Source organism: Aliirhizobium cellulosilyticum, assembly GCF_014198105.1.
In the GTDB taxonomy this organism is placed as follows: Bacteria; Pseudomonadota; Alphaproteobacteria; order Rhizobiales; family Rhizobiaceae; genus Neorhizobium; species Neorhizobium cellulosilyticum.
Genome location: NZ_JACIGW010000002.1, coordinates 351,219 through 374,256 on the forward strand (window position 1 = coordinate 351,219; position 23,038 = coordinate 374,256).

18 protein-coding genes are annotated in these 23,038 nt (G+C 60.1%); 15 read left to right on the plus strand and 3 right to left on the minus strand.

Annotated elements, in window-relative coordinates:
• The first annotated feature begins 10 nt into the window (after nucleotides 1–10).
• The 5 genes from GGE33_RS10625 to GGE33_RS10645 all read left to right on the plus strand — a co-directional run bounded on the left by GGE33_RS10625 (nucleotide 11) and on the right by GGE33_RS10645 (nucleotide 6,027).
• Nucleotides 11–3,010, plus strand: a complete 3,000-nt coding sequence (locus tag GGE33_RS10625; protein ID WP_246435942.1) for a bifunctional diguanylate cyclase/phosphodiesterase — start codon at nucleotides 11–13, stop codon at nucleotides 3,008–3,010.
• Between the two features lie 147 nt (nucleotides 3,011–3,157).
• Nucleotides 3,158–4,255: a chorismate synthase gene (aroC, locus tag GGE33_RS10630; RefSeq protein ID WP_183822984.1), complete on the plus strand. Its 1,098-nt coding sequence runs from the start codon at nucleotides 3,158–3,160 to the stop codon at nucleotides 4,253–4,255.
• A gap of 10 nt (nucleotides 4,256–4,265) precedes the next feature.
• Nucleotides 4,266–5,366, plus strand: a complete 1,101-nt coding sequence (gene ribB, locus GGE33_RS10635; RefSeq protein WP_183822987.1) for a 3,4-dihydroxy-2-butanone-4-phosphate synthase — start codon at nucleotides 4,266–4,268, stop codon at nucleotides 5,364–5,366.
• Between the two features lie 98 nt (nucleotides 5,367–5,464).
• On the plus strand, nucleotides 5,465–5,713 hold the full coding sequence (locus GGE33_RS10640) for a BrnT family toxin (protein ID WP_183822989.1): 249 nt from the start codon (nucleotides 5,465–5,467) through the stop codon (nucleotides 5,711–5,713).
• Nucleotides 5,710–6,027, plus strand: coding sequence for a BrnA antitoxin family protein (locus GGE33_RS10645; RefSeq protein ID WP_183822991.1), 318 nt, complete (start codon nucleotides 5,710–5,712; stop codon nucleotides 6,025–6,027). The genes GGE33_RS10640 and GGE33_RS10645 overlap by 4 nt, the downstream gene beginning before the upstream one ends.
• Nucleotides 6,028–6,047: 20 nt before the next feature.
• On the opposite strand, the gene GGE33_RS10650 is transcribed toward GGE33_RS10645, so the two are convergent.
• Nucleotides 6,048–7,046 carry a Gfo/Idh/MocA family protein gene (locus tag GGE33_RS10650; protein ID WP_183822993.1) on the minus strand — a complete coding sequence of 333 codons (999 nt, stop codon included), beginning with the start codon at nucleotides 7,044–7,046 and terminating at the stop codon, nucleotides 6,048–6,050.
• Nucleotides 7,047–7,464: 418 nt separating this feature from the next.
• Between GGE33_RS10650 and GGE33_RS10655 the strand changes: the two genes are divergently transcribed.
• From GGE33_RS10655 to glgB, 3 genes are read left to right on the plus strand one after another with little or no spacing between them, the layout of a single operon-like run.
• Nucleotides 7,465–10,629: a maltotransferase domain-containing protein gene (locus GGE33_RS10655; RefSeq protein WP_425486658.1), complete on the plus strand. Its 3,165-nt coding sequence runs from the start codon at nucleotides 7,465–7,467 to the stop codon at nucleotides 10,627–10,629.
• 23 nt (nucleotides 10,630–10,652) lie between these two features.
• On the plus strand, nucleotides 10,653–13,955 hold the full coding sequence (gene treS, locus GGE33_RS10660) for a maltose alpha-D-glucosyltransferase (RefSeq protein WP_183824080.1): 3,303 nt from the start codon (nucleotides 10,653–10,655) through the stop codon (nucleotides 13,953–13,955).
• Complete coding sequence (glgB, locus tag GGE33_RS10665) at nucleotides 13,952–16,159, plus strand: 1,4-alpha-glucan branching protein GlgB (protein ID WP_183822997.1); 2,208 nt, start codon at nucleotides 13,952–13,954, stop codon at nucleotides 16,157–16,159. The genes treS and glgB overlap by 4 nt, the downstream gene beginning before the upstream one ends.
• Nucleotides 16,160–16,162: 3 nt before the next feature.
• Here glgB and GGE33_RS10670 read toward each other — a convergent pair whose 3' ends face one another.
• Nucleotides 16,163–17,353, minus strand: a complete 1,191-nt coding sequence (locus GGE33_RS10670; protein WP_183822998.1) for a winged helix-turn-helix domain-containing protein — start codon at nucleotides 17,351–17,353, stop codon at nucleotides 16,163–16,165.
• A gap of 109 nt (nucleotides 17,354–17,462) precedes the next feature.
• Here GGE33_RS10670 and GGE33_RS10675 point away from each other — a divergent pair, with 109 nt between their 5' ends.
• From GGE33_RS10675 to GGE33_RS10685, 3 genes are read left to right on the plus strand one after another with little or no spacing between them, the layout of a single operon-like run.
• Nucleotides 17,463–18,149, plus strand: coding sequence for an energy-coupling factor ABC transporter ATP-binding protein (locus GGE33_RS10675; RefSeq protein ID WP_183823000.1), 687 nt, complete (start codon nucleotides 17,463–17,465; stop codon nucleotides 18,147–18,149).
• Nucleotides 18,149–18,754 carry an energy-coupling factor transporter transmembrane component T family protein gene (locus GGE33_RS10680; RefSeq protein WP_183823002.1) on the plus strand — a complete coding sequence of 202 codons (606 nt, stop codon included), beginning with the start codon at nucleotides 18,149–18,151 and terminating at the stop codon, nucleotides 18,752–18,754. Before GGE33_RS10675 ends, GGE33_RS10680 begins: the two co-directional genes overlap by 1 nt.
• 30 nt (nucleotides 18,755–18,784) lie before the next feature.
• A complete protein-coding gene (locus tag GGE33_RS10685; RefSeq protein WP_183823004.1) occupies nucleotides 18,785–19,348 on the plus strand; it encodes a biotin transporter BioY in 564 nt (187 codons plus the stop codon).
• Nucleotides 19,349–19,357: 9 nt separating this feature from the next.
• On the opposite strand, the gene GGE33_RS10690 is transcribed toward GGE33_RS10685, so the two are convergent.
• The gene (locus tag GGE33_RS10690; RefSeq protein WP_183823006.1) at nucleotides 19,358–19,756 is read right to left on the minus strand and encodes a thioesterase family protein; all 399 of its coding nucleotides are present in this window, start codon (nucleotides 19,754–19,756) and stop codon (nucleotides 19,358–19,360) included.
• 132 nt (nucleotides 19,757–19,888) lie between these two features.
• Here GGE33_RS10690 and GGE33_RS10695 point away from each other — a divergent pair, with 132 nt between their 5' ends.
• From GGE33_RS10695 to GGE33_RS10710, 4 genes are all read left to right on the plus strand, one after another.
• On the plus strand, nucleotides 19,889–20,821 hold the full coding sequence (locus GGE33_RS10695; protein ID WP_183823008.1) for a histone deacetylase family protein: 933 nt from the start codon (nucleotides 19,889–19,891) through the stop codon (nucleotides 20,819–20,821).
• Between the two features lie 5 nt (nucleotides 20,822–20,826).
• Nucleotides 20,827–21,081, plus strand: a complete 255-nt coding sequence (locus GGE33_RS10700; RefSeq protein WP_148142839.1) for an exodeoxyribonuclease VII small subunit — start codon at nucleotides 20,827–20,829, stop codon at nucleotides 21,079–21,081.
• An 80-nt stretch (nucleotides 21,082–21,161) separates the two neighbouring features.
• Nucleotides 21,162–21,974 carry an AAA family ATPase gene (locus GGE33_RS10705; RefSeq protein WP_183823009.1) on the plus strand — a complete coding sequence of 271 codons (813 nt, stop codon included), beginning with the start codon at nucleotides 21,162–21,164 and terminating at the stop codon, nucleotides 21,972–21,974.
• A 92-nt stretch (nucleotides 21,975–22,066) separates the two neighbouring features.
• Nucleotides 22,067–22,990, plus strand: coding sequence for a pirin family protein (locus GGE33_RS10710; protein WP_183823011.1), 924 nt, complete (start codon nucleotides 22,067–22,069; stop codon nucleotides 22,988–22,990).
• Nucleotides 22,991–23,038: the final 48 nt, after the last annotated feature.

The following is a 23,038-nucleotide window of genomic DNA, read 5'->3' on the forward strand; positions in this document are numbered from 1 at the left end:
GCGTGCCGCCTTGCGCGCAGATGTGGAAAACACAGCCTCTGCCGTGTCACGTAACCTGACTGGGCGCATCGAGACAGATATCAAGGATGCGCAGGCGCTTGCACAGCGTCTTCTGCGCGAACAGAATGCAACCTCAGACCACCTGCGACATCTCGTCGAGGCTACATTCGACAATCATCGGCATTTTGCCGCGGTAGCCTTGGCGCCAGATCTTTCCATATCGCAGATCCACACACCCGAGGGTATTTCGAGCGCGGACGCTTCGCTGCCATTCGACGTCAAAAGGTTAGACGCGGATCTGATGGATACCAGGGACAGGACATCGCCGAGTATCGTCACAGGTTCGCAGGAGAACCACCTGACGCTGGTCGTACCGATTGTGCTGGACGATAAGACACTTCGCCAGCCCTGGGGCGCGCTTGCCATCGTCATCGACAAGGCGGAGCTTCTAAAGGAAGCGGGAATGATCGTCGACGATGACGCGGGCCGGCCCAGCCCAGTCGATCTTACAAACGTAAACTTCTCGCTGCGAGACAAGGCGAAACCTGGCTATCTGGCGTTTTTTGGCGATGACACGGTCGACGACCAATCGCCGCTCACCAAGACGCTGGAGATTGCCGGCTCGCGCTGGGATCTTTCGCTTGCCCCGAAGAACGGCTGGGCTACCCCCCCGGAAAACCAGCACCACTTCCGGCTATTTCTCGCATTCGGTGCGGTTGCGCTCATCGTACCAATCGTGGTGGCGACCGGGCTGCTTTCCGAGCGCAACCGGAATATTGCCGAACTGAAAACGCGTGAATCCAGCCTTCTTGATCTTTCACAGCGCTTCAATCTCGCGATGGAGGCTTCCAACATCGGCATATGGGAGGTCAGCGGCGACGGGTTGCAGCTCTTCCTGGATCGGCGCGCCAGACTGCTTCACGGCGTAAACTCGCCACAGGATGTGCAGCGGCTGAAGGGATTGCTGCAGCACGTGGCCACTGAAGATAGAGCGAAGGCGGAAGCTCATTTCCTGAAATGGGCGCGGCTCTACGAATCCTGCACCGAAACCTATCGCATAACCTCGGCTGACGGCGAGGTCCGGCACCTGAGATCAGCCGGCGCACGTTACGAAAACATCGACGGCAGCCACCGCATGACCGGTATCGTGTGGGATGTGAGCGCCGACATGCTGATGGCGCAGACGCTGCGCGACGCCAAGGCCAATACCGAGGTCAAGAATGCCGAGCTGGAGCTTGCGCTGGACGAATTGTCGAGCCGCGAGCGGGAGCTTGAGGAACTATCCGGCAAGCTCGACCTCGCACTTGCCTCCTACGGCTGCGGCATATGGGAATATACGCCCGGGCAGGGCACCGAAACGTGGGATGCGCGCATGTGCCAGCTGTATGGCATCCCTTTCACCAACGGCATCATAACCCAGGAACGCTGGCTCAATCTGCTCTTGCCCGAAGACCGACCGATCGCGATCAACGCATCGAGAGCGTATCTCAGCGGCCAAACGAAGGAGGCATTGGTGGTTCGCGTAGCGCAGGCGGACGGTACGATCCGCTACGTGCGCTCCGTCGGCCAGCTGCATCAGGGTAAGGACGGCTCGAAGAAACTCATCGGGCTGGCCTTTGATGTGACGAAGGATACGGCACTCACGGTGGAACTGCAGAAGGCCAAGACAGAAGCGGACGCCAAGAACAGCGAACTCGAAATTGCCAAGAGCAGGATCGAACACAACGCGCTGCATGACCCGCTGACGCTGCTGGCCAATCGGCGTAAGCTCGACATGGAGCTCGACGCCCTGTCGCGCGCTTCCGGCAGGCGAAAATTCGCCCTGCTTCACCTCGATCTCGACCGTTTCAAGCAGATAAACGATACGCTGGGACATGCCGCAGGCGACGCGATGCTCGTGCACGCCTCCAAAATCCTGACCCGCAATATCAACGAAAAAGATACGGTCGCTCGCATCGGCGGCGACGAATTCGTCATTCTGGTGCACGATCAGGCAAGCTCGAAGGAGCTTGCGCAGCTTGCGGCCCGGATCATTTCCGAGTTTCGCCAGCCGCTCGATTTCGACGGGTTTTCCTGCCGCTGCGGCGTGTCGATCGGGATCGCCGAAGCCAATGGCACGCATGTCGATGCGCGGCGCATTCTCGTCAATGCCGATCTGGCGCTTTACCGAGCCAAGGGCATGGGGCGCAACCGGTTCGAATTCTTTACACAGAACCTGCATGCGGAGATTATCGACCATAAGCGGACGGCGGACGAGCTGCTGGCGGCAATCGAGAACCATGAGTTTTCCGCCTGGTACCAGCCGCAGATCAGCGCGGGCACACATAAGCTGACGGGCGTCGAGGCGCTTATCCGCTGGCGGCATCCCCGCCGGGGCCTGCTTGCTCCCGACCAGTTCCTGAAGATCGCAGACGACCTTAACGTGACGGCGACGCTCGATCAGCTGATGCTGGAAACGGTGCTGAAGGACAAGATGCGATGGGCGGCGATGGGCGTCGCTGTGCCCAGGGTTTCTGTCAACGTGTCGTCGCGACGGCTGCATGACGAACACCTGATCGACATGCTGCGTGGCCTGCAGATCGCACCCGGCGAGATCGCCTTCGAACTGGTGGAATCGATCTTCCTCGATGACAGCGACAGCGCCGTCGTCGCCAATCTGGACCGGATCAAGGAACTCGGCATCGATGTGGAGATCGATGATTTCGGCACCGGGCACACCTCAATCGTCAGCCTTCTGCGACTGAAACCGAAGCGACTGAAGATAGACAAGCAACTGGTTCTGCCAATCCTTCATTCGCCGCAAGAGCGCGCGCTGGTTCGATCGATCATCGATATAGCCCGTTCACTCGGCGTCGAAACGGTTGCGGAAGGTGTCGAGACCTTCGAACACGCAAGTCTGCTTGAGGACCTCGGCTGCGATCTTCTGCAGGGTTATGCCTTCGCGCGCGCCCTGCCCTTCGACGATTTCACGTTAAGAGCACAGGAGGGCTGGCAAAGATCGGTGGCATGAGCCGCCGAACCTTGCGCCTGTCGACCGGACTGTTCACCCGGCGGGTACCGGCAGCAAGCAAGAAAGGCTTGTCCGCGCCCATGCTTTTGCCTAATAAAGCCTCGATAAAACCGGCGTTTCAAGCGCCCTTGCAGCCAGGCAGTCTTCATGTCCCACAATTCGTTCGGCCATCTTTTCCGCGTTACGACCTGGGGCGAAAGCCATGGTCCCGCACTCGGTTGCGTGGTCGATGGCTGCCCTCCCGGACTGCGCTTCACCCATGCCGACATTCAGGCCTGGATGGACAAGCGCAAGCCCGGCCAGTCGCGTTTCGTCACCCAGCGGCGCGAGGATGATATCGTCAAGGTTCTCTCCGGCGTGATGTTCGACGAGGACGGCGAGACGATGATTTCGACCGGCACGCCGATCTCGATGCTTATCGAGAATACCGATCAGCGTTCCAAGGATTATGGCGAGATCGCCCGCCGCTATCGTCCCGGCCATGCCGACTATACCTATGACGTCAAATACGGCATTCGCGATTATCGCGGCGGCGGACGCTCGTCTGCCCGCGAAACCGCGGCCCGTGTCGCCGCCGGCGGCATTGCACGGCTTGTTGTGCCGGGTGTGACCGTGCGCGGCGCGCTCGTCCAGATCGGCAAGCACAAGATCAACCGGAATAACTGGGACTGGCGCCAAGTCGACCAGAACCCGTTCTTCTGCCCCGACCCGGAGATGGTTCCGGTTTGGGAAGAGTATCTCGACGGCATCCGCAAATCCGGTTCCTCGATCGGCGCGGTTGTCGAAGTTATCGCCGAAGGTGTTCCGGCAGGTCTCGGCGCGCCGATCTACGGCAAGCTCGATCAGGACATCGCCTCGCTGCTGATGTCGATCAACGCTGTGAAGGGCGTCGAGATCGGCGAAGGCTTTGCCTCGGCGGAGCTCACCGGCGAGGAAAATGCCGACGAGATGCGGATGGGCAATGACGGCAAGCCGATCTTCCTCTCCAACCACGCGGGCGGCATTCTCGGCGGGATATCCACCGGTGAGGCGATCGTTGCGCGCTTTGCGATCAAGCCGACCTCGTCGATCCTCACCGAGCGCCAGTCGATCGATGCCGATGGCCACAATGTCGATGTGCGCACCAAGGGCCGCCACGACCCCTGCGTCGGGATCCGCGCCGTGCCGATCGGCGAAGCCATGGTCGCCTGCGCGATTGCAGATCATTATCTTAGGGATCGCGGCCAGACCGGCCGCCTGAAATAGGAATTTTCCAATGGTTTACGATCAGAAGTCCGTCGTTGAAGCCATCCGCGCCTTCGAGGCCGGAGAGATCGTCGTCGTTACCGATGATGACGACCGCGAGAACGAGGGCGACCTGATCGTCGCCGCCGTGCATTGCACGCCCGAAAAGATGGCCTTCATCGTACGCCATACATCCGGTATCGTCTGCGCGCCGATGCCGCGCGAGGAAGCCAAGCGGCTGAACCTCAACGCCATGGTGGCCGAAAACGACAGCGCGCACACGACGGCCTTTACCGTCAGCGTCGATTTCAAGCATGGCACGACGACCGGCATTTCCGCCGACGACCGGACGCTGACGGTGCGCAACCTTGCCAACCCGAATGTCGGTGCTGCGGATTTCGTTCGTCCCGGCCATATCTTTCCGCTGATTTCGCGCGAGGGCGGCGTTCTGATGCGCTCCGGCCATACGGAAGCGGCGACCGACCTCTGCAAGCTCGCCAACCTGCCGCCGATTGGCGTGATTTCCGAACTCGTCAACGACAACGGCACCGTGATGCGCGGCCAGCAGGTGGCGGCATTCGCTGTCGAACACGGGCTGAAGCAGATTTCCGTTGCCGACCTGATCGCCTACCGGCAGCGCAAGGAAACCCTGATCCAATTGATCTCATCCTTCGACGTGACAACCCCGGTCGGCCGCGCCAAGGCGCATGCCTATTCGCTGCCCTGGGACCCGATGCAGCATGTCGCCGTGATCTTCGGTGACATCCGTGACGGCGTCGACATTCCGGTTCGCCTTCACCTCGAAAACGTGGCGCAGGATGTGTTCGGCGCCGAACGCTCTGTCGAGCGCTACATGAAGATGATCGAGAACGAAGGCCGCGGTGTGATCATCTACCTGCGCGAAGGTTCCGTGGGCGTCGGCCAGACCGAACATGGACGCAAGATGCGCCAGGACCAGGAAGCCCATGCCGAGGCGCAGGCGCGTGAAAGCGAATGGCTTGAAATCGGTCTCGGCGCGCAGATCCTGAAAGATCTCGGCGTCACCTCGATCAAGCTCCTCACCCGCAGCGAGCGCCACTATGTCGGGCTGGAAGGTTTCGGCATCCGGATCGCCGAGACGGTGATCTGCTGATCGCTGCGATCGCAACCACTATAATTCCGGGATTGTAACCTCTTTCGTTTCGTCGGATCGTCGCTCATTGTCGGGCGGCGATTTTTCGTGTACGAATAATGCGGATCATCTGGGACGAGCAGAAGCGAGTTGCGAATATCGAGAAGCATGGTCTCGATTTCGAAGATCTGTCATTTGATTTCTTTCTGTCAGCCGTGACCGTTCCGGCGAAGAACGGGCGGCGCACAGCGATCGGCAGATTGCGAAACGGTGTAATCGCAGCAATCTTTGTCAATCTTGGATCCGAGGCGCTTTCAGTCATATCAAGGCGCCCGGCGCGAAGGGATGAGAGGAGTTTGATCGAATGAACATCAAGCCTCAAAAGCAGACAGAGTTTCAGCCCGGCCGAGGATATTCGAAAGAGGATTGGGACGAAGTTTCCGACAATCCGCCGTGGACGGAAGAGGAAATGAAAAACGCCCGCCCCTTCCGCGAGGTCTTCCCCGAAATGGCGGAGAAGATGGAAAAGCCAATTGCTGCCCGCGGCCGCCCCAAGGTCGAGGCGCCGAAGGTTGCCGTGACGTTGCGGCTCGATCCCGACGTGCTCGACAGGTTCAAGGCATCCGGCAAGGACTGGCGCAGCCGTATGGCGGAAGAGTTGCGCAAGGCCGCCGGACTTTAAACCTTCAGCGCTTCAAGCCTTCAGCGGCTGGCCGCCAGTATGTTCTCAATGAAGCGGTGCGCCTGCAGCGCATCGCGACCGGAGACGCGCAATGTCTCTTCACCGGTGATCGAACCGATAAAATTGCCGATCAGGGCGCGGTGCATCTCATGCCCGAAGGCCATCGGATCGACGCCCGTGCCGATCGACTGCTCGCCCCCCACCTTTGCCACCGTGCCGTCCATGAACGCTGCTTCCAGCGTGTCGCCGGAAAGGGTGGCCGTGCCTTGCGTGCCGATCAGTTCGATCCGGTCTGGCAGGCCGGGATAGGCCGAGGTCGTGGCGTTCAGCGTACCGATCGCGCCGCTTTCGAAGGAGAGGCAGGCCGCGACCAGATCCTCTGTCTCCATCTGGTGGATGGGCGTGGTGCGAACAAAGGAGGAAACATCCTTGGGCGCGCCGGCATAACTCAGGAGAAGGTCGATCGTGTGGATCGCCTGGGTGAGCAGGACGCCGCCGCCGTCACGCGCCCTCGTTCCCCTGCCCTCGACATCGTAATAGCTTTGCGGCCGCCAGTTGCGAATGGCAGCGGATGCGCCGACCAGCGAACCGAGGCGGCCGGTGACGACCAGAAGATCGAGCGCGAGTGCGGCCGGGCGAAACCGGTTCTGCAGCACGACGCCCAATTTCACATTCGCCTTCTCAGCCACAGCCACAATAGCCTCGGCCCGTTGAAGGCTGATATCCAATGGCTTTTCCAGGAGAATATGTTTTCCTGCCGCTGCGGCACGCTCGACAAGCTCCCAATGGCTGCTTGGAGGTGTGAGGATCAGCACGGCATCGATATCCGGATCGTCGAAAATAGCGTCGAGACTGTCGATAACCGGGATCGGGTATTGTGCGGCGAAAGCCTCGCGACGTGCCGCTGTCGGGCTGTAGGCTGCAACGCATTCGACCTGATCGGCGAGATCGATCAAGGCTCGGGCGTGGTGGCCTGCCGCCATGCCAAGACCAATCATCGCCACCTGTAGTTTTGCCATGTCGTATTCCTCCCGATATGCAGCGTCCAAGACTTAACCGGATCGTCGCTGCTTTGCGATGCCGGACGATCCGTCAGTGACATCGTCCTGGCGTGACGAATGGACGCCTTTCATAAACTGCTGCGAAACCGAGCAGGAAAGCGCTCTCGGATCAATCCCTGATTGCTGTTTATCTTCAACATCTTCGGCACCGAAGGAAATGGCAAGGCCGCGCGGGCGGAGATGATTGCTGCAATTTTATCGGAACCAGCCATGCGGGCTTGCAGTTAGTCGAGGACTTCGTGGATCCGATCACGTGCCCCCAACCATCAAATGCAAGGCAGGACCGATGAACACGCGCCCTCAATTTGCATCCCGTATTCCGCTGACCGCTCTGCCACCACAAATCTATTATGTGCATCCGCTTGCGCTCAATGGGATGGATGCGTGGGAAGAGGTTTTTGCTCATGCCCGCGCCCTGGGCTTCGACACGATCCTGTCAGGCCCACTGTTTCATAGCGCAAGTGGTGCAAGCATCTTTACGACATCTGACTTCGATCGTCTGGCCCCCTCTCTCGGGCTTGGCTCGAATTCGTTGGAGGCGATTACCGCACTTACGCATGCCGCGCACGAATGCGAGCTGAAATTCATGCTTGATCTGGTTATCGATCAGGTCGCGGCAGACCGCTACGCTTCGCCATCGGTTGCAGCCGATCCACGCCTGAAGCCACATCAGATGGGCGCGCAGAGGATCGATTTTACCGCGCAGCCCCGACATGTCGAAGAATGGAAGGAGCGGCTGGTGTCTCTGACCGAGGCCGGTGTCTCCGGTTTCCGCTGTATCGGCATCGGTAGCGTTGCCCCGGAAGCATGGCATGATCTGGTCGCTCATACGCGCCGGTCCAGACCCGAGACGATCTTCATTGCCTGGACGCCGGGAAGCTCGTTTGCCGACCGCAAGGCACTGAAGGACAGCGGATTCGACGGCAGTTTTTCCTCGCTCGCGTGGTGGGACATGGAAGAGCGATGGATCATGGACGAATACCAGATCCAGCGTGACCTCGGTTACCAGATCGCTTTTCCCGAAGCGCCTTTCGGAAGACGCATCGCCCATGGCACGGATGGTTGCGAGGTCTTGAAGCGCAAGGCCGTGCGGGCGCTGAAGCTCGCCTCGACTTTCACCAGCGGGCTGATGATCCCGATGGGATTCGAATATGGCGTTTCACTGCCGCTTGATCCGCTCCATGGCGACGGATTGGGGCTGCGGGGTTTGAAAGACCAGGGCTCCTACAATCTTTCCGCCGAGATCCGCGACATCAACGGTGCGACCAACAAAACGACCGCCGGTTTTGCCCGGCGCCCGCTGACGCTCGTTTCCGCTAGCCAGGGTCCCGTCGTCGGACTGTTCCAGACGGATGAAGAGGACAGCCGCGCGTCAGAAAAGATGCGCGTCGTGCTTCTGAATCGCGACCTGCGCAAGACTGCTCCCGCCCCTTTCAACGTATTGCGTGAGGCCGCCTCACCCTTCCTGCCCCTGGTAGCACCGGAGGACGGGACAGAGGTTTTTGATGCGAAACTGAAGCTCAGGCCCGGAGAAATCCGCATCTTCGAGGGTTATGTTTCCGAACCGATCGTCGATGCCGTACCGGTTCCCAGAGCCGAAGCGGCTGCAGCCTCCCCACGGCTGGCGATTGAGAAGATCACGCCTGCCGTCAATGAGGGCCGCTTTGTCGTCAAGCGCGTGGTGGGCGAGATCCTGAAGGTCGAGGCCGACATTTTTGGCGATGGGCATGATCCGCTGTCGGCCGCCCTGCTTTATCGCTGCGCAGATGACGAGGACTGGCAGGAAGTGCCGATGCAGCTCGTTCTCAACGACCGCTGGCAGGCGGAATTTCCGCTGAAACGCATGGGACGGCACGAGTTTGCCGTGGAAGGTTGGAAGAACCCGTTCCAGATTTTTCGCTACGAGTTCACCAAGAAACACGAGGCCGGCCTGGATCTCCGGCTGGAAATTCAGGAAGGTATCAATCTGGTACTCGATGCGCTGGATCATGCCACCGGCAATTTGAAACCCCAACTGCAAAAGCTGTTCGACCGGTTGACGGCAGAACAGGACAAGCAGCGAACGCAGACCCTGCTTCTGCCGGAAACTGCCGAGCTGATGGCAAAAGCCGACCGTCGACCACACCGGGTTCGCTCGCAAGCGATACCCGTCGATGCGGAACGGACCGCGGCAAGCTTTGCCAGCTGGTACCAGATCTTTCCGCGCTCGCAGAGCGGCGATCCGGGCCGCCATGGCACATTCGATGACGTGATCGCCCGGCTGCCCGCCATTCGCGAGATGGGCTTCGACGTGCTCTATTTTCCGCCTATCCACCCGATCGGCAAGACCAACCGCAAGGGCAAGAACAATACGCTCACGCCCGCACCGGACGATCCGGGAAGTCCTTACGCAATCGGCTCGCCGGATGGCGGGCATGCCGAGATCCATCCCGAACTCGGCACGTTCGATGACTTCCGTCGACTGGTGGATGCAGCCGCCGATCATGGGCTTGAGATTGCCCTCGACCTCGCCATCCAGGCCTCGCCGGATCACCCGTGGCTGAAATCACATCCAGGCTGGTTCGACTGGCGGCCAGACGGGACGATCCGCTATGCGGAAAATCCGCCGAAGCGATACGAAGACATCGTCAATGTCGATTTCTACGCGAAAGAGGCAGTTCCCTCGCTCTGGATCGAACTGCGCGACGTGGTCCAGAAATGGGTCTACAACGGGGTCAAGCTGTTCCGCGTCGACAACCCGCACACCAAACCGTTTCCCTTCTGGGAATGGATGATCGCCGATATCCGCTCGCGGCATCCGGATGTGGTGTTCCTGTCGGAAGCGTTTACCAAGCCGAAGGTGATGTACCGGCTCGCCAAGGTCGGGTTCTCGCAGTCCTATACCTATTTCACATGGCGAAACGCCAAGTGGGAACTTGAGCAATATATGCGCGAGATCACCACCGAAGAGCCCAAGGAGTTCTTCCGGCCGCATTTCTTCGTCAACACCCACGACATCAATCCGGATTTCCTGCAGAACGCGCCGCGCCCTGCCTATCTGATCCGGGCTGCCCTTGCCGCCACGCTGTCCGGTCTGTGGGGCGTCTATAACGGCTTCGAGCTTTGTGAAGGCCGGCCGGATGCCAAGCGCAAGGAATATGCGGATTCGGAAAAATACGAAATCCGCGCCTGGGATTACGACAGGCCCGGCAATATCAAGGGCGAGATCGCGCTCCTGAACCGTATCCGCCGCGAAAACCCGGCGCTGCATTCGCATCTCGGCCTGCAGCTTCTGACCGCGTGGAACGACAATATCATGTTCTTCGAAAAGGCCAGTGCAGGACGCGAGAACGTGCTGCTCATCGCCGTCAATCTCGACCCCTACAATGCGCATGAGGCGGATGTCGAAATTCCGCTCTGGTCGTGGAACAAGCCCGACCACGCTTCGCTTCAACTGGAAGACCTGATCGCCGGCAACCGGTTCACCTGGACAGGAAAAATCCAGCGCCTGCGGCTCGACCCGCAGGCAGGACTGCCGTTCGCCATCTGGCGTGTCAGATAAGGGAGGAATGCGCCGTGGATTTCATGACCAATAGCCTTTCGGAGGCGATCAGCCAGAACCAGCAGCAGAACGACGATCCGCTATGGTACAAGGACGCGATCATCTACCAGCTGCATGTGAAGTCTTTTCACGACACGAACGGCGACGGGATAGGCGACTTCAAGGGGCTGACCGAAAAGCTCGATCACATTGCCTCGCTCGGCGCAAATGCGATCTGGCTCCTGCCCTTCTTTCCCTCTCCGCGCCGCGACGATGGTTATGACATCGCAGACTATGGCAATATCAGCCCCGACTACGGCACGATGGAGGATTTTCGGGCGTTTGTGGAAGCCGCACACGAGCGCGGAATCCGCGTCATCATCGAGCTCGTCATCAACCACACCTCGGATCAGCATCCCTGGTTCCAGCGGGCGCGACATTCGCCGGCGGGTTCGCCGGAACGGGATTTCTATGTCTGGTCCGATACTGACCAGAAATTCCCCGAAACCCGGATCATCTTTCTCGATACGGAAAAGTCGAACTGGACCTGGGATCCGGTAGCCGGAGCGTATTACTGGCATCGGTTTTATTCGCATCAGCCGGATCTCAACTTCGACAATCCGGCCGTGCTGGAAGAGCTTCTGCAGGTGATGCGTTATTGGGCCGATACCGGGATCGACGGATTTCGGCTGGACGCGATCCCCTATCTGATCGAGCGTGAGGGCACGAATAACGAGAACCTGCCCGAAACCCACGACATCCTGAAGCGCATTCGTGCGGCACTCGATGAGAGCCATCCCGGAAAAATGCTGCTCGCAGAAGCCAACCAGTGGCCGGAGGATACGCGCGAATATTTCGGTGACGGCGACGAATGCAACATGGCGTTTCATTTTCCGCTGATGCCGCGCATGTACATGGCCATTGCCAAGGAAGATCGGTTCCCGATCACCGACATCATGCGCCAGACGCCGGAAATTCCGGAAAACTGCCAATGGGCGATCTTCCTGCGGAACCATGACGAGCTGACGCTGGAAATGGTGACCGACGAGGAGCGCGATTACCTCTGGAACACCTATGCCGCAGACCGTCGCGCCCGCATCAATCTCGGTATCCGCCGGCGCCTCGCTCCGCTGATGGAACGTGACCGGCGGCGGATCGAACTGATGAATGCGCTGCTCCTGTCCATGCCCGGCACGCCGGTCATCTATTATGGTGACGAAATCGGCATGGGCGACAATATCTATCTCGGCGATCGCGACGGCGTGCGCACCCCGATGCAATGGTCGCCGGACCGCAATGGCGGCTTTTCCAAGGGCGATCCTGCCCGTCTCGTGCTGCCACCGGTCATGGACCCGCTCTACGGCTATGAGGCGGTGAATGTCGAGGCGCAAGGGGCTGACGCCCATTCGCTGCTCAACTGGACCCGGCGCATGCTGGCGCTGCGCAACCGGCACCCGGCTTTCGGCCGTGGTTCGCTTCGGTTCCTGACGCCGGGCAACCGCAAGATCATGGCCTATCTGCGTGAGCATGACGGCGAGACGATCCTCTGCGTCGCCAATCTTTCGCGACTGCCCCAAGCCGTGGAGCTGGATCTGGCGCAGTTCGAGGGCTCGGTGCCGATCGAGCTCACCGGCATGTCACCCTTCCCGCCGATCGGGCAATTGACCTATCTGCTGACGCTTCCGCCCTATGGTTTTTTCTGGTTCCAGCTGTCGCCCGAATCCGATGGGCCGAGCTGGCGCAAGGCGCCGCCGGAACAGGTGCAGGATATGGTGACCATGGTGGTGCGCCGCGACCTGCAGGAACTGGTCGACCAGCCCAAGCTGGTGGACACGATGTCGAACGAGGTGCTGCCGGGATATCTCACGATGCGGCGCTGGTTCGGCGCGAAGGGTGAGATCCTGAACCACGCGGCGCTCATCTCGGCAACGCCGCTTCCCTTTGCCAACAACATCCTTCTCGGCGAACTGGAAGCCGATATCGCCGGCCGCATGGACAACTATCTCCTGCCGCTGGCAGTATCCTGGGACGACAGTTTTCCGACCGCACTTGCCCAGCAGCTTGCCATGGCGCGGTTGAGACAAGGGCGTCGGGTCGGCTTCCTGACCGATGGCTTTGCGCATGAAAGTTTTGCACGCGCTATCCTGCGCGGCCTGTCGGAGCGTGCCGTGATTACCGGTCGCACCGGGGCCCTTGAATTCATCGGCACCGATCATCTTGATAAACTGGAGATCAGCGACGAGCTGCCGGTGCATTGGCTTTCAGCCGAACAGTCCAATAGTTCACTGATCGTCGGCGATCTGGCGATGGTCAAGCTTATCCGCCATATCTTTCCGGGGATCCATCCGGAGGTGGAGATGACGCGGCACCTCACCAAGGTGGGGTACCGGAACACGGCGCAGCTTCTCGGCGAAGTCGCCCGCACAGGGCCCGACGGCACGCGTCACACGCTGATCATTGTACAGAAGGCAATCCGCAACCAGGGTGATGCGTGGAACTGGATGCTCGGAAATCTGCGCCGCTCGATCGACGAGATCGTCGTCACCGGACTGGAGAACGAAACCGCCGACGAACATTTCAAACCGCTGGTGGATTTCGCCGCGACAATAGGAACACGGCTTGGCGAGCTGCATGTGGCGCTGGCGGAAAATACCGATGACGAAGCCTTCAAGCCGGAATGGGGCACGAAGGACGACGTCGCCGCAGCCCGCCGTGCAGTGGCCGAACAGATCGGCCAGAGCCTTGCCATTCTGGAGGGCACCCTGCCGGGACTGGAGGGCGAGATGGCCGAGATCGCGCGGTCGCTGATCGCCCGCCGTGACGAACTTACAGCACTTGCAAGCCGTCTGACGGAAGCGACCGGCGGCACGTTGAAGACGCGCCACCACGGTGATTTCCATCTCGGCCAGATCCTGGTTGCCGAAAGCGATGCCTATATTATCGACTTCGAGGGCGAGCCGACCAAGACGCTTGGCGAGCGAAGGGCAAAAACCAATCCGCTGCGCGACGTGGCAGGACTCTTACGTTCACTCAGCTATCTCGCCGCTGCGGCAGACATGGACCGCGAAGTTGTGAGCGAGGTAGACGATATCCGCCACCGCCAGCTGATCACCCGCTTCATCGAACTGGCCGAACCGGCATTCCTGAGCGCCTATTTCACCGCAGTCGAAAAATCCGATGCGCTTGTGCAATCCAACGAAAATCGAGACCGGGTACTCGATCTCTTCCTTTTGGAAAAGGCCGCTTACGAAGTGGCCTATGAGGTTCGCAGCCGACCGCACTGGCTGCCCCTTCCGCTTGCCGGTTTTTCGGCGATCGCCTCACGACTATTGGAGACTGACAGATGAGATATGAACGCGCAGAGCTGATGACCGGCATGGTGCAGGAAGGACTGCAGGCACTTGCCGAAGGGCGTCACGGAGATCCGTTCTCCATGCTCGGGCAGCATCAATATGGTGATCTCACCGTCGTCAGGACACTGTTGCCCGGCGCACTGTCTGTGTCGGTTATCGAAAGCGATACCGGACGGGTGATGGCAGAGCTCGAACCGATCCATGACGTCGGCATTTTCGCTGGTCTTGTCGGCGGGCCGGCACCCTACCGTCTGCGGATCGAATGGCCGGACGCGGTTCAGGAGACCGAAGACCCTTATTCATTTTCACCGCTGCTCGGCGAACTGGATCTGCATCTGATCAGCCAGGGCACCCATTACGAACTCGGCCGCACGCTCGGGGCCATCCCGATGGAGATCGACGGCGTTTCAGGCGTACGCTTTTCCGTCTGGGCGCCGAATGCGCAGCGGGTTTCCGTCGTCGGTGATTTCAACGCCTGGGACGGACGGCGCAACCCGATGCGGCTTCGCCCGCAAGCGGGGATATGGGAACTGCTCATTCCGCGGCTGACGCATGGCGAGCGCTACAAGTTCGAGCTGCTCGACAGCCACGGCCACCTCTCGCCGCAACGCGCCGACCCGGTGGCGCGGTCATCGGAAGCGGCCCCATCAACCGCATCTATCGTCGCATCGTCGCGACCGTTTCGCTGGCATGATGCGGACTGGATGGAACGGCAGGCACAGGATCGCAGCCGCGACGGCGCGATGTCTGTCTATGAAGTGCATCTCGGTTCCTGGGTGCGGATTTCCGAAGAGGGCAACCGCTCGCTGGACTGGGTAGAGCTCAGCCAGCGACTTATTCCCTATGCGCAATCCCTCGGCTTCACCCATATCGAGATGCTGCCGATCATGGAGCATCCGTTCGGCGGTTCATGGGGTTACCAGCCGCTTGGCCTGTTCGCACCGACCGGGCGTCATGGCACGCCCGAGGACTTCGCCTATTTCGTCGACCGCTGCCATCAGGCCGGCATCGGCGTCATTCTCGACTGGGTGCCGGCGCATTTCCCGACCGATGTCTGGGGTCTTGCCCGTTTCGACGGGACCGCGCTTTATGAACATTCCGATCCTCGCGAGGGCTTTCACAAGGACTGGAACACGCTGATCTACAATCTTGGCCGCAACGAAGTGAAAGGGTTCCTGATCGCCTCGGCGCTCGAATGGCTTGAGCATTTCCATGTCGATGCATTGCGCGTCGATGCAGTCGCCTCGATGCTTTACCGCGACTATAGCCGCAACGAGGGTGAATGGGTCCCAAACCAATATGGCGGGCGAGAGAACCTTGAATCCGTCGAGTTCTTCAAACATCTGAACAGCATCATCCACGAGCGCTGCCCACACGCCTTTACCGTTGCGGAAGAATCCACCGCATGGCCTGGCGTGACCAAGAAACCGGAAGACGGCGGGCTGGGCTTCGATTTCAAGTGGAACATGGGGTGGATGCACGACACACTGCATTATGTCTCGGACGACCCGGTCTACCGCAAGTATGAACATGGCGGCATGACCTTCGGGATGATCTATGCCTATTCCGAGCGTTTCATGCTGCCGATTTCCCATGACGAAGTGGTACATGGCAAAGGCTCGATGCTTGGCAAGATGCCAGGCGACCGGTGGCAGAAGCTTGCCAACCTGCGCGCCTATTACGGCTTCATGTGGGGACATCCAGGCAAGAAGCTGCTTTTCATGGGCTGCGAGATAGGTCAGGAAAGCGAATGGGACCATGACGCCTCGGTCGTCTGGGATCTCCTCGACCGGCCGGAGCATGCCGGTATCCAGTTCCTCATCCGCGACCTCAACCGGCTTTATGCGACCGAGCCGGCGCTGCAGTTCAGCGACGTGCATCCCGAGGGATTTGAATGGGCCGTGGCGGATGACGCGGAAAACTCCGTATATGGCATGCTTCGCTCATCACAGGACCGTTCATCACATATGCTGGTCATGTCGAACATGACGCCAGTGCCGCGCTACGGCTACCGTGTCGGCGTGCCGGAAGACGGCCGCTGGGAGGTGGTCCTCAACACCGATGCAGCAATCTATGGCGGCTCGAATTTCGGCCAGATGGATGCCTGGGGACAACGCTCCCCGCAGCACGACAAGCCATACTCGATCGCGCTTGACCTCCCGCCACTTTCGACGGTGTTTCTGAGGTGGCTGAGGTAATCACTATCCTCGCCAACCGGGCTGATAGAAAACCTTTTCGACACCGGCAAACCTGCCCACCCGCTGCAGCTCCGCATCAAGCTTTTCCAGTCGTCCGGCCGATGCCCGCACGCCCTTTTCGAGCCATAGGCGCTTGACGTCGAGCACGCCCGCCTTGCGGTCCGCCTTCATGTCGATGCGGCCGATCATCCGGTCGCCTTCCAGAAGCGGGAAAACGTAATAACCGTATTGCCGTTTCGGCTCGGGCACGAAAACCTCGATACGGTAGACGAAATTGAACAGGCGCTCGGCGCGGTCGCGGTTGCGCAGCAGCGGATCGAACGGGCTCAGCACCCGGATGCGCGCCGGCGGATCGGGAATGTCGCCGAGATGATCGGGAAAACCGAGAAGCGCAAAGGAGGCCCGCGGACGGCTGCCGTCGGCTGCTTCGATCACCACTTCGGTCAGTTCGTCGCGATGGCTTGCCACCCAGGCTTTTGCTTCTTCCGGCGTGACGATATCCCAGAAGGCGGCGAGTTCTCCGGATGTGGCAAAACCGAGCTTTTTCATCGCGCTGCGGCAGGCCCAGTCGACGAATTCCTGATGATCGACTTCGGGTTCGTGATGATGAGTGGCGATGACGCGTTCGGTGAGATCATAGACCTTTTGAAAGTTGACCCGCCCTGCGATCGCCAGCTTGCCGGTGTGCCAGTAATATTCGAGCGCCGTCTTGTTCGGATGCCAATTCCACCAGCCGCCGGACTTGTGGTCCTCCATCTTCATATCGCGGGACATGATGGCCCCGTTTTCGGCGATATGTCGGAATGTGTCGTCGAAAGCGGAATCGAAGCCCTCGCCATGCCATTTGCGCCAGCGCTCTGCGAGGATAGGTTCACGGCGACGAAAGCGATGTTTCCAGTAACGGAAAAGCCGCGCCGGAATGATCGAGGCGTCGTGGGTCCAGTGCTCGAAAAGCTCGCCGTCCTTTTCGAGAAGCGCGGTCAGATGCTCCCGTCGATAGGTCTGGTTACGGGAAAACAGGATCATGTGATGGGCGCGCTCGACGGTGGCGATACTATCCACTTGGACGAAGCCGAGATCGTCGATCAGTTGCAGGAGATCGGCCTTGGCCAGCGCGCGACCGGGCGGAGCGCAAAGCTGCTGCCGTTCCAGAAAGATCCGCCTTGCCTGCTCGTTGTTGATCAAAATAGCCATGGCGGGAGACTATGGGCTTCATGCAACCTTTGCAATGTTCTTTTTTTGTTCCGAATTCCTTTGTTGCCGATGGCGGTTTATAGACGCGGGAGGATTTTGAGGATCAGGTTTGGATATCCACTTTGAAAAGGTCGAGGTTCGCTTCGAGGGCCGCACCGTCATCCATCCGCTCGACCTGACGATAAGCGGGCGGCGGGTCGGCATTATCGGGCTGAACGGCTCCGGCAAGACCACGCTTGCGCGGATGATCAACGGGCTGGTCAAGCCATCGTCCGGCCGGGTCACGGTCAACGGTTTCGATACGGTGACAAACGAAGACGAAGCGCGCGGACAAAGCGGATTCATTTTCCAGAACCCGCAGAACCAGATCATTCTGCCGCTGCTGCGCGAAGATATCGCGCTCGGCCTCAAGTCACGCAAACTGCCGAAGCCGGAGGTGACGGCGGCGGTCGATGCCATACTCGACCGTTTCGGTATAAGACATCTCGGAGACCGGCGCGCGCACGAGCTTTCCGGCGGAGAGTTGCAACTTGCAGCGCTGGCCTCGGTGCTCGTCACCGAACCAAAAATTCTGGTGATGGACGAGCCGACCAACCAGCTCGACCTGAAGAACCGCAACCTGGTGGAAAAGACGATTCACACACTGCCGGAAGACGTGATCGTCATCAGCCACGATCTCGATCTCGTGGCCGGTCTGGACCGGGTGCTGCTCGTTCATGAAGGACGGATCGCGGCAGACGGTGGACCTGCCGAAGTCATCGGCGAGTACCGAGCGATGCACGGAGCGACAGCCTGATGCGCTCGCTGCATATCAATGGCGACAGCGTTCTGCACCGGCTTCCGGCGGCTGTGAAACTGGCGGCGCTGGCCATCATCAGCCTGATCCTCTTCATGATCAACAATGCAGGATTTCTCGCGGGTGCGGCATTTGCAGGCCTTGCCGGCCACGCGCTGCTGAGAATCAGCACCGCGGAGATCTGGCGCCGCATGCGCCCGTTTGCACTGATCGTTGTCGTCGTTGCGCTGTTTACGGCGACTTTCAACGGCACGGCCGAAGGACTGACCGCGTTTTTCCGGCTGGCGGCGCTGGCGCTTTTCGCCAGCCTTGTCACCGCAACGACGACGACCGGCGATTTCATCGACGTGATCACCAGGGCTGCGATGCCGTTGGAGCGGCTGGGCATTCTGAAAGCGCGGGATGTCGGGCTTTCGATCGGCCTGGTCATCCGTTTCGTGCCGGAAATCCTCAGCCGCTACGAGGTGATCCGGGATGCGCATTACGCCCGCGGGTTGAAGCCGCGCCCGGTGTCGCTCATCGTTCCGCTGATCATCACAACGCTCCAAAGCGCGGACGAGATTGCCGCTGCCATTGACGCCCGCGGCATCCGCAGTCAGAAGTGACGGATTGTCAGTCTCAAGGAACTCCAAACCATGGCAACCCGCGACCTCGTTCTTTCAGCGCTCTTTGCCGCCATCATCGTGGCTCTCGGCCTCGTTCCGCCGATCATGCTCGGCTTCATTCCGGTTCCGATCACCGCCCAGTCGCTCGGCGTGATGCTGGCAGGCGTCGTGCTCGGCGCCAAGCGCGGCACGATTTCGGTGCTGCTTGTGCTGGTGCTTGCCGCGATCGGGCTTCCGGTTCTTTCCGGCGGCCGTGGCGGCCTTGCCGTGTTCATGGCGCCGACCACCGGTTATCTGATCGGCTGGGTCTTCGCCGTCCTCACCACCGGCTACCTGTCGCAGCTTCTCGTCAGCCACAGCCAGGCCGGCTTCGTGCAAACGGTCAATTTCTTCGTCGCGGCGCTGTTCGGCGGTGTGATCGTTCTTTACGTCTGCGGCATCAGCTATCTGGCGCTGATCACCGGCCTCGGCTTCTCAAAGGCATTCATGGGTTCGCTCGCCTTTATTCCGGGCGATGTCCTGAAAGCCGTGATCGCAGCCCTTGCCGGCCGCGCCGTCATGGTCGGCTACCCGCTCCTGCCCCAGAGGGCCTGAGCATAAGGCTCAATCGAGAAACGAATAAAGCCAGTCGCGCAGGTCTTCCGGAAGCGCGACCGGGCTGCCACCCTTCCCGTCTGTTGCGACCCAGACAATCTCGACTTCGGCGACAGCTTCTTCGCCACGGGTCATGCGCACAAGGAAACCTGCCGATTTTCCGCCGATCTTGCTGACACCGACATGGGTGTGGACGATATCTCCGACGGCAAGCGGCACATGGAATGTCCCGGCAACCTTGCCGGTGATGAAGAACGGGTCATCGTCCTTGGTCTTGCGGCGACGCCAGAAGGCGGCAACCGCTTCCTCGGCGCGGTCGATATAGACCGAACGGAACATCTGGCCATTCATGTCGACGTCGCGGAAGGCAACGCGAAAATCCGACGCCTTGATCGTATCCTTGGCCACGCACACCTCTGAACAGCCATTTCCCCAACACTATTCTTTCCGGCCAAACCGGCCCGAGGGCAAGGGCTGCTGCTTGAAAAAATGCGGCGGATGCGCCATGTCGTGGGCAACAGACCGTCGGGGACACGTTTCATGACCACCCGCCTTTACGAACACCAGATCTTTCTCGAACATCCTGCACCTGAAGGCCATCCTGAGCGACCCGACCGGCTGCGTTCGCTGGCGATCGCGCTCCAGCATCCGAATTTTTCCGATCTGGCACGCAAGGAAGCCCCCCAGGCCAACGAGGATGCGGTCCTGCTTGCGCATCCGGAAGAGCATCTTCGCGCCGTGATGCGCGAAATCCCGGAAGAGGACACGATCCGTCAGATCGAGGCGGATACCTATGTCGGGCCGAAAAGCCTGCAGGCGGCGCTGACCGGTATCGGCGGCGCGATGGCGGCTGTCGACGATGTGATGACGGGCAAGGTCGACAATGCCTTTGTTGCGGCCCGGCCTCCGGGCCACCATGCGGAAAAATCCAAGGCAATGGGCTTCTGCCTGTTCAACAATGGAGCGATTGCAGCGCGCCATGCCCAGCAGACCTATGGCGTCGAGCGCGTCGCGATCATCGACTGGGACGTGCATCACGGCAACGGTACGCAGGACATATTCTGGGATGACCCGTCTGTCCTGTTCTGCTCCACCCACCAGATGCCGCTCTACCCCGGCACAGGCGCCAAGAACGAAACGGGTGCGAAGAACACGGTCGTCAACGCGCCGCTTTCGCCCAATGACGGCAGCGATCATTTTCGCGATGCGTTCAAGGACCGCGTGCTTCCGCGGCTCGATGATTTTCGTCCCGATTTCATCATCATCTCGGCCGGTTTCGACGCGCATCACCGCGATCCGCTGGCGCAGATCAACCTTGTCGGCGATGATTTCGACTGGGCGACCGGGCGGCTGATGGAAATTGCTGGGAAATACGCCAACAACCGGGTCGTCAGCCTGCTTGAGGGTGGTTATGATCTGGAAGGACTGGCAGAATCCGCCGGCATGCATATCGTAAGACTGATGAGAGGATGAAGGACATGACCGAAACCACCGATACGATCGATGTAAGCGGCTATTCCTTCGAAAAGGCTGTTGCCGAACTCGAAAGCATCGTTGCGCGGCTGGAACGCGGCGACGTGGCGCTGGACGAGTCCATCGCCATTTATGAGCGCGGCGAAGCGCTGAAGAAACATTGCGAGAAGCTGCTCAACGCGGCCGAAAACCGGATCGAGAAGATCCGCCTCGACCGCGCCGGAAAGGTGCAGGGCGTCGAGCCGCTCGACGGGGAATAAGGCTCAGCGGTAACGCTGGAAGGCGCTCCCCGATAACTGCATGCGTGCTCCGCCACCAGATGCCGCAAGACAGGTATGCCATGAGCAAAAAGCCGAAAGTCCGGGCCAAACCGCCTTACCTGCGCAGCATTTCCATAAAAAGCACTTGGACGGACTTCGAAGCCTATCCCTATTCCCTGCCGCTTTTGCAGGGCGGGGATTTCTCCCTTCGGTTCGACCACCCGATTACGATCATCGTGGGGGAAAACGGCATCGGCAAATCCACCCTTCTGGAGGGCATTGCCGTGCTTGCCGGATTCGATGATGCCGGCGGCGGCAGTGGTTACCGTCCCGTCGATCACTCGATGGCGATCGAAACGCCCGGCGGCATCCTGTCCAAATGCCTAATCGGCGGATGGCTGCCGAAAGTTTCTGCAGGGTGGTTCTTCAAGGCAGAGACGTTCTTCTCCGTCGCCCGTTATCTCGATCAGGCCGCCAGAGAGAGCAACGAGATGGGGCCGGACTTTCTTTCCTATTCCCATGGCGAAGGGTTCCTGCGTTTTTTCCACGAACGCTGCCGGCGACGCGGTATCTTCATCCTCGACGAACCGGAATCTGCACTTTCTCCCAGACGCCAGATCGAATTGATGAGGATATTGCGCGAGGCGGAACATGCAGGCGAAGCGCAGTTCATCATCGCCACCCATTCACCGCTGATCATGGCCTATCCCGGCGCACGGCTTTTGCGGATGACGAAGGACGGGCTGTCGGAAATCGATTTCCGCGAGACCGACCATTTCTCGCTGATGAAGGAGTTCACCTCCGATCCGGAGACTTTCGTCGCCGAAATATTTCCGCCATCCGAAGGCGATGAGCAGATGGACCTGTATTCGCAAGACCCACCCCCATATTGAGCTTGGCGGAGCAGCTGCCCGCCCCTGTTGCCTCGTGGTTGTCCACCCGGGGGCGAACGCGCTAGGATGAACCGAAAGACGGAGATTGCTGGATGTCCTTTTTCCCTGGAACAGACCCCGCCCCCGGCGATGCCTTTGCTTGTGATGCGATCGAGAACCTGATCATTCCGCGTTCTTCCGATATCGGCGGATTTTCGGTGAGGCGCGCATTGCCGAGCCGGCAGCGGCGGCTGGTAGGGCCGTTCATCTTCTTCGACCGCATGGGACCGGCCATCCTCAAGCCCGACGAGGCGCTGGATGTGAAGCCGCATCCGCATATCGGGCTTTCGACCGTCACTTATCTGTTCGACGGCGAGATCAAGCATCGCGACAGTCTGGGCACCGAACTGGTGATCAAGCCCGGCGACATCAACCTGATGACGGCTGGACGCGGCATTACGCATTCGGAGCGGACGCCGGAGAACCTGCGCGGGCATCCGCTGTCGATGTCCGGGCTGCAGACATGGCTGGCGCTGCCGGACAACAAGGAAGAAATCGACCCCGCCTTTGCCCATACCGGCCGGGAAGTGATGCCCGAAATAGAATGGGACGGCGCGCATGGGCGCGTGGTAATCGGCGCATTCGAGGGGCTTGCCTCGCCGGTTTCGACCTTTACCGACACGCTTTATGTCGACCTGCGGCTCGAACCGGGCAAGAGCTTTCCCTTCGGCGCGGGCCATGAGGAGCGCGCGCTTTACATCCTCGCTGGCGAGCTGGAGATCGCCGGTGACCGGTTCGCAGCCGATCAGCTGCTGGTGTTTCGCGCCGGCGACGAGATCACGCTTCGGGCCGGGCCGCTCGGCTGTCATGTCATGCTGTTCGGCGGTGCCGCGCTCAATTCGAAGCGTTACATCTGGTGGAACTTCGTCTCCTCCTCGAAGGAACGGATCGAAAAAGCCAAGGAAGAGTGGCGAACGGGCCGTTTCGACATCGTTCCGGGCGACGAGGAAGAGTTCGTTCCTTTGCCCTCGCCATAGGCTTTCCGCTTGCCCGGCAGCTAAAATCGATTAGAACCGGATGTTCGT